We start from the raw sequence: 3,969 nt of genomic DNA on the forward strand, positions 1-3,969 counted from the left end.
GTCGTCGGGGAAGGCGCCGGGTTCCTCTACGTCACCGTCCTCCGCACGAATGGCCATACGAGTCCGATCTCGGTGGATTTCAGCACGCTGCCCGGCACCGCGGTGGCGGGATTGGAGTATGTGTCCACCAACGGCTCGTTGACCTTCGAAGATACGGACACCAGCAAGACCTTCCCCGTGCAGATTCTTACAACTCGGTTCGCCTGGGTCCGGCCGCGATCCGCTGCAACGACCGCTAGGCGCGACGGCAGGAACCCCCCGATGGCCGCCAAAAAGAGCGATCGGCTGGCGCCGCCGTTGATGCATGCTTTTCGCGCCGCGCATCGCGAGCGCGATGCGGCGGTTGCGGTCGACGTCCGCGAAGATGGCGATCGTGTGCTGGCGTCGCGGCGCGTGACAACCCGTGCGCCGATTACCGAAGGCGAGTTACGCAAGCTCGTCGGCGAGGACGTCAGTGCGCTGATGAACACCGTAAATATGGAATCGGCGGAAGATCTGTCCGATGTCCCGGAGGTGCGCCGATCGGTTCTCAATTTCGGATTGCGCGACCTCGCGCGCATGTCGATCGACGAAGACGCGGTTCATGGGGTGGCGAGGGAGATCGAAACAGCCCTGCACGATTTCGAGCCGCGGCTCGCGGCGAAGTCGATAAAGGTGCGCCGGGACGACAAAGTGTCACCAGACGAGCTCAGAGTGCGCTTCCTGGTCACCGCCGATCTCCGAATGCAGCCGGTGAACGTTCCCATGCAGTTTGTCGCGGAGGTCGAGTTGGATTCGGGCAAGATCAGAATCGATCGGCTCTGACCGATGAACCGCGAGTTCCTCAAGTTCTACAATCAGGAGCTGGCGATCCTGCGGGAACAGGCGGCGGAGTTCGCCCAAGCGTATCCGGGCGTGGCCGAGCGGCTGGGGGGCCTTCTCGAGGACAAGATCGACCCGATGATCGGCGGGCTGCTCGAGGGCGCCGCCTTCCTCGCGGCTCGGGTGCAGCTCAAGCTCAAGCACGAGTTCGCTGATTTCACCACCAACTTGATCGATCAGATCGCGCCGCACTATCTCGCCCCGACTCCGTCTTTCGTGCTCGTCCAGGCGGCGCCCAAATACGGCGACCCTTCGTTGCGCGAGGGACGCACGATCGCTCGCGGCGCCTTTTTCGATGCGACCTACCGCGAGGCGCAGCGCAACATCGCCTGCCGTTTCACCCTCGCCACGCCGATCTCCTTGTGGCCCTTCGACATCGTCAAGGCCGATTACCTCACCAGCACGGCGGCTGTGCAGGCGCTCGTCCCTGGCGCCGGAGGCGACTGCGTCGCCTGCCTGCGGCTGCAACTCACTGTCCGCGCGGCGGGAAGACCGGAGGACGAGCCCGCAGACAAGGAGGCTTACGCCAAGCCCGAGCTCCGGTTCTCGGCGTGCCGCGTCCGCTCCCTGCGGTTTCACCTGCTCGGTTCCGAAGTTGACGCGGTGGCGATGTACGAGCAGCTGTTCGCGCATTGCCGCGGCCTCTATTTCCGCGTCCTCGATTCGTTCGGCGACCCGGTCTACGCCGCAGGCCGCCCGGACATGGTGCAGCAGATCGGTTTCGGCGAGAACGAGTCGCTGATCCCGAACGACCATGAGCTATTCCGCGGCTTTGACTTCCTGCGCGACTATTTCGCCTTTCCCCGCCGTTTTCTCGGTTTCGACCTGAACGGACTCGCTGAGGTCTCGGGCCGTCTCGAGGCCAAGACCGTCGACATCGTCCTCGCCTTCGACGAGGTGAAACCGCAACTCGCCGCGGCGGTGCGCAAGGAGTTCTTTGCGCTCTACGCCGCGCCTGGCGTCAACCTGTTCGACAAGACGCTCGATCGCATTCCGGTGCGCTCGAACCAGTTTGAGTTCGCCGTCATTCCCGACCGCAGCCGGTTGCTCGATTTCGAGACCAACCGGGTGACAAAAGTCTTCGCCCACATCCCCGGCGCGCCGCAGAAGGTCCCGGTCGAGCCGCTCTACTCGGCGACGGCCGCGCGTTCCGCGACCGGCCTCTCCTACACCATCCGCCGGGCGCCGCGCAGACTGACGGTCGAGGAGAAGAAGTACGGCCAAGTGTCGGCCTACGCCGGCTCCGACGTCTTCCTGTCGCTCGGCGAGCGCAGCGACCCGAACGAGGTCCAGCGCGTGGCGGAGCTGAGCGTCCAAGCTTTGTGCACCAACCGGCACCTCGCGCAGCACCTTCCGGTCGGCGAGAGCGGCGCAGATTTCCGCTTTCTGGAGGACGCTGAGCTCGTGCTGCGCTGCGTCGCCGGGCCGACCCGTCCGTTCGAGCCGCCGCTGGCGGCGTTCGAAAACAGAGGACAAGAGGTCTCAACTGGCGAGGTCGCCTGGCGTCTGGTCAGCATGCTTAGCCTCAACCATCTGGGGCTGGCCGAGCGCGCCGGCGGTGACGGCGCCAAAGCGCTGCAGGAGATGATGATCCTGTTCGCCGACCTGGCCGACAACGCGACCGATCGAAAGATTCGCGGCATCAAGAGCGTGGATACGCGCCCGATTGTGCGGCGGCTCCGTCAGCCGGAAGGCGCCGCCGCCGCCCGCGGTCTGGAAATCACGGTCGTGCTGGAGGAAAAGGCGTTCGAGGGCTCGGGGGCGTTTCTCCTCGGCGCGGTTCTCGACCGCTTCTTCGCCGAATACGTCGCAATCAACCACTTCACCCAAACGGTCGTACGAAGCCCCGAGCGCGGCCAAATTATGCGCTGGCCGCCGCGCATCGGCCTTAGGGGCGTCCTGTGACCTACCGCAGCGAGCTCCTGGCCGAGCCCTGGCAGTTCGACCTGTTCACCGTCCTGCGCCGGCTGGAGCGGGAGAATCCGGGAAAGCCGCGCATCGGCGACGCGCGCACGCTCGCCGACGAGTTCGTCACCGTGGGCGAAAATCCTTATTTCGCTTTCCCGGACTCGAACGTCGAATCGGCGAACGCCGACGCAAGCGGCCGCGTCCGGCTCAAGGCGCGGTTCCTCGGAATGTTCGGGCCGCAGGGGGCGTTGCCGCTCACCACGACCGAGGAGGCGTGGGGCTGGCTCCGCGAGCGAGATGACGCTTTCGTCGAGTTCGTCGATATCTTCCAGCGCCGGTTCCTCGCCCTTTTCTTTCGGGCGTGGGCGGATTCGCAGCCCGTCGCCCAAAACGACCGACCCGATGAGGACCGATTTCTCGCCTACATCGGCTCGACGATCGGCATCGGCACGCGCGCGTTCCGAAACGCCGACTCGATCTCCGACTTCGCCAAGCTGCAGTTCGCTGGACTGCTTGCGCCCCGGGTCAAGAGCGCCTCGCGGCTCCGGTCGTTTCTGGCGAGCCTGCTCAAGACCCGCGTCGAGATTGAGGAGTTCGTCGGCGCCTGGCTGATGCTTGAGCCGAGCGAACAAACCAGCCTCGGGTCGAAGAACAGCGGTCTCGGCGTCGATTGCGTCGCCGGCTCCAGCATGTACGGGGTCGACAACAAGTTCCGCGTCCGGGTCTACGTACGCGAGATTGAACATTTCAAGCAGTTCCTGCCCGGTTCGCCCCTCGCGCTCGAAATCGCCGACGCAATTTTCCTTTACACGGGCGAGGAGTACGACTGGGACATGGAGCTCGCGATACCAGCCGGCGAAATCACGCCGGTTCGCCTGGGCCAAAAAGCGCAACTCGGCTGGACCAGTTGGATGGCGCCGAACTGGTCCAAGTCGGACGAGACGATTCGCAGGGACGCGCATTTTCATGTCGAAAGCCGCCTCGACCGGCGGCGCAAGGGATCGAGAGCGAATTAGGGAGGGGTTCGGGATGGGCGCAGACATCAGTGTTGAATCAGTCGCCGGAAAACTGAACCGTGTCGGCTACGAGGCCTTCATTCTCGGCCTTCGCCAAGCCAAAACCGCGGGCAACCGTAACATCGAACTCGGTCACTGGATCTTCCAGCTCCTGCAGAAGGACAAGACCGACATCGCGCTCACG

3 protein-coding genes are annotated in these 3,969 nt (G+C 64.6%); all 3 read left to right on the forward strand.

All coding sequences use genetic code 11. From position 1 onward, the window contains the following. The coding region (gene tssE / locus ACLP25_RS04855) for a type VI secretion system baseplate subunit TssE (RefSeq protein ID WP_442468097.1) at positions 1-804 on the forward strand (804 nt) is incomplete at its 5' end. A gap of 3 nt (positions 805-807) precedes the next feature. Next, complete coding sequence (gene tssF / locus ACLP25_RS04860; protein WP_442468098.1) at positions 808-2,766, forward strand: type VI secretion system baseplate subunit TssF; 1,959 nt, start codon at positions 808-810, stop codon at positions 2,764-2,766. Then, positions 2,763-3,785: a type VI secretion system baseplate subunit TssG gene (gene tssG / locus ACLP25_RS04865; protein WP_442468099.1), complete on the forward strand. Its 1,023-nt coding sequence runs from the start codon at positions 2,763-2,765 to the stop codon at positions 3,783-3,785. Before tssF ends, tssG begins: the two co-directional genes overlap by 4 nt. Positions 3,786-3,969 lie beyond the last annotated feature (184 nt).

It is taken from the genome of Roseiarcus sp. (genome assembly GCF_052145395.1).
Classification (GTDB): Bacteria; Pseudomonadota; Alphaproteobacteria; order Rhizobiales; family Beijerinckiaceae; genus Roseiarcus.

Excerpts from the sequence above, each read along its gene's own strand:
- tssF (WP_442468098.1), top strand. The coding sequence starts at position 808 with ATGAACCGCGAGTTCCTCAAGTTCTACAATCAGGAGCTGGCGATCCTG.